This is a genomic window from Motilibacter deserti, assembly GCF_011250635.1.
In the GTDB taxonomy this organism is placed as follows: domain Bacteria; phylum Actinomycetota; class Actinomycetes; order Motilibacterales; family Motilibacteraceae; genus Motilibacter_A; species Motilibacter_A deserti.
This window is the reverse complement of record NZ_JAANNP010000155.1, coordinates 1-3,331: the sequence shown is the minus strand read 5'-3', so window position 1 is coordinate 3,331 and position 3,331 is coordinate 1. Positions and strand designations below refer to the sequence as shown.

2 protein-coding genes are annotated in these 3,331 nt (G+C 75.0%); one reads left to right on the top strand and one right to left on the bottom strand.

The window, feature by feature from the left end:
• The coding region (locus G9H71_RS21640) for a winged helix-turn-helix domain-containing protein (RefSeq protein ID WP_166284840.1) at window positions 1-229 on the top strand (229 nt) is incomplete at its 5' end.
• A gap of 62 nt (window positions 230-291) precedes the next feature.
• Here the strand turns inward: G9H71_RS21640 and G9H71_RS21635 are convergent.
• Window positions 292-3,331 (bottom strand): fibronectin type III domain-containing protein (locus tag G9H71_RS21635; RefSeq protein WP_166284839.1); only part of this gene is annotated, 3,040 nt, incomplete at its 5' end.

Sequence of the window (3,331 nt, the reverse complement as noted above, 5' to 3'; positions counted from 1 at the left end):
CGACGGGCGCAGCCTGGAGCTGACCGCCCGCGAGTTCGCGCTGGCGGAGGTGTTCCTGCGCAATGCCGGGCGCGTGCTGTCCCGCGAGCAGCTGCTCAACCGGGTGTGGGGCCTCGACCACGAGCCGGGCACGAACGTCGTCGACGTCTACGTGAGCTATCTGCGGCGCAAGCTCGGCGCCGGCACGATCGAGACCGTGCGCGGGATGGGCTACCGACTGGCGCCGTAGCCGCCCCGGAACGGCGAAGGCCGCCCACCTTCGCGGTGAGCGGCCTCCGCCGGGAGCAGCGGTCAGTAGCCGAGCCAGATCTCCACGCGCCGGTTCGCGGCGCGCCCCGGGGAGGTCGCGTTGCTCACCTTGGGGCGGGACTCGCCGTACGACACGGCCGACGCCTTGACGTCCGAACCCAGCTTCAGCTCTGCGCAGACCGCCTTGGCGCGGGCCAGGCCGAGCCGCGTGTTGAGGGCGGCCGAGCCGGCGCTGTCGGTGTGCCCCTCGCAGCGGACCGACTTCACCGGGCCGAGCTCGCGGCGCAGCGACGCGATGAGCTTCTTGCCCGCGGGGGTGAGCTCCGCCGACCCGTACGCGAAGGCCAGGTCACCGTCGGCGACGAGCACGCGCGGCGGGACGACGGTCGTGACGGCCTTGAGGACGGTCGTCCGGCTGTCCTGGCTGGTCGTGACCGCCGCCACGACCTGGGCCTGCAGTCCACCCGGTCGCGCGGCCAGCTGCTTGCCCTGCGCGGTCAGCGTCACCGCGACGGTGACCTTGCCGCGCGCGTCGGCCGAGCCGAACGTGCGCTTGCCGCGGCCGATCACGACCTGCTTGCCCTTGACCGTGGTGACCAGGGTGATGTCGCACGACCGGACCGTGCCCTCGCCGGCGACGCAGCCGACCTGGACGGCGCCCTTCTTCGCGGTCGCCGCCGCCGTCGCCGGCGGCACCTGGACGGCCGGGACGGGCTTCGGCGCCGTCGGAGCGGGAGCCGGAGCGGGGGCCGGGGCCGTGGGAGCGGGGGCTGCAGCGGTCGGAGCCGGGGCCGGGGCGGTCGGAGCGGGGGCCGGGGCGGTCGGAGCCGGGATGGCGGCCGGAGCCTGCGGGATGGCCTCCGCGGTCGGCGCCGAGGCCGCGCTCGTGCCGTGGGCGGTCGACGCCGTCACGGTGAAGGAGTAGCGCGTGCCGTTGGCCAGGCCCTTGACGACCACGGACGTGGCGTCCGGCCCGACCAGCGTCGCGAGGCCGCCGGGGGTGGCGACGACGGTGTAGCCGGTGAGCGGGGCGCCACCGGTGGCGGCCGGGGCCTTCCACGAGACGGTCGCCTCGCCGTTGCCGGCCACCGCGGTGACGTCGGTCGGCGCTCCCGGGGCGACGTGCGTCACGCGCGGGGTGGCCGGCGCCGCGAGCACGCCGAGGCCGTCACCGGCCGTGCTCGTGGCCCGGACCTTGACCACGTAGGGCGTGCCGTTCCGCAGCCCGGTCACGGTCTTGGACAGGGCGGCCGGGTCGTCGACGGTGACGGTGCGCACGAGCTCGCTGTTCGTGTAGACGTCGAGCACGTAGCCCGTGACCGGCGCGGCGGCGAAGTCGTCGGCGGGCGCCGACCAGGAGACGGTCAGCTCCCCGTCGCCGGGCGTGGAGCGCACGTCGCCGGGGGTCCCGGGGGCCGTCGGCGGCACCGGCGTCGCCAGCGTGGTCAGCTCGGACCGGTCGCTGCTGCCGATGGGGTTCACCGCCCACACGCCGAACCGGTAGCGCTCGCCGTTCACAAGGCCGGTGACGGTGCCGCTCGGGGCCGCCCCGCCGACATCGGTGATCTTGACCAGGTTGCCGACCTCGTCGTACGTCGCGACGACCCAGCGCGTGATCGCCGCGTCGTTGTCGACCGGGTACGTCCAGGTCACCCGGGCCTTCCGGTCGCCGGCTACGGCGGTGACGTCGTACGGCTTCTCCGGGTAGCCCGCGATCGTCACCGGGTCGGTGGCGGGCGAGGCCGGGCCCGCGCCCGCCTCGTTCACCGCGCTGACCGTGAAGGTGTACGCCTTCCCCTGCGTCAGGCCGGTGACCTCACCGTGGTCGGTGAAGCCGAGGACCTCCTCGGTCTTGGCCAGTCGGCCGTCGGCGTCGTAGGCGCGCACGAGGAACTTGCTGATCGTGCCGCCGCCCGTGCCCGGGACCCACCAGTGGACGGCGACCGTGCGGTCGCCGCGCTGGGTGTAGACGTTCGTCGGCACGCCCGGGACGGTCCGCGGGGTGACCAGGGCCGAGGGGGCGGACGCGATGCCGGTGCCCTGGGCGTTCTTCGCGACGACCGTGAAGGTGTACGGCGTGCCGTTGAGCAGCGAGCCGACCGGCGCGCTGGTGGCGTCGGCCGCGGCCTCCACGGCCGGGAGGGCGTTGCCGTCGGGGTCGCGCGGGGTGATGACGTAGCCGGTGATCTGGCTGCCGCCGTCGGACGCGGGCGCGGTCCACGTCACGGTCGCGGTGCCGTCGCCGGGGGTCGCGGTGACGCCGGTCGGGGCGGCCGGCGACGTGAGTTGCGGCGAGTCCAGGAGCATGACCGCGTCGAGGGAGTAGGTGACCTGGTAGGTGCGGCCGTTGGTCGCCGTCACGATGGAGCCGTTGCGGGCGTTGGCGAACTCGCCGCGGATGCGGCCGCCGGGCGTCTGCACGATCGCGAAGACGTCGCCGGGCTGCGTCGTCCCGCCCATCGCGACGAGCTCGCCACCGAGCCAGAGGTCGGCTCCCGGGACCGTCAGCGACGCCCCGAGCTCGGCCGTCCAGCTGCGCTGGATCATGGTGTAGCCGGCACGCTGCACGCCGCCGTCGCGGTACTCGATGCCGGGCGTCAGGTCGAGCTGGAGCGGGGTGCGGGGGCTCCCCGGCAGCGTGGGCTGCACCAGGCTGCGGCCCGCGAAGCGCAGGTAGCCCGGGACGCTGCCGGAGGCGGGCACCCAGTCGCCGGTCACGTAGTACGTGTCGAGCTGCAGGCCGGTCAGCCGCAGCGGTGTGGTGACGGCGAAGCCGGCGTCCTGCAGCCCGCCGTCGCGGATCGTGATGCCGCGGGTCGTCGCGCCGCTCGGGGTGGCGCCGCCGAACTCGACGCCGAGGGGGTCGGCGAACCCGGGCAGGGTCGTGGGCCCGGTGACCGTGAAGGAGTCCACGCTCTGGTCAGCGGTGTACGCGACGGTCAGGCTCTCGGTGGGGACCGGGGTGCCGGCAATGGTGAGGCTGGGCTCGATCAGGCGCGGCGAGACGCCGGAGAGGGAGTCCCCACCCGGGGCGAGGGTGACGAAGTTGGTCCCGGCGACGACCGCCTGAGCCGCGATCGGG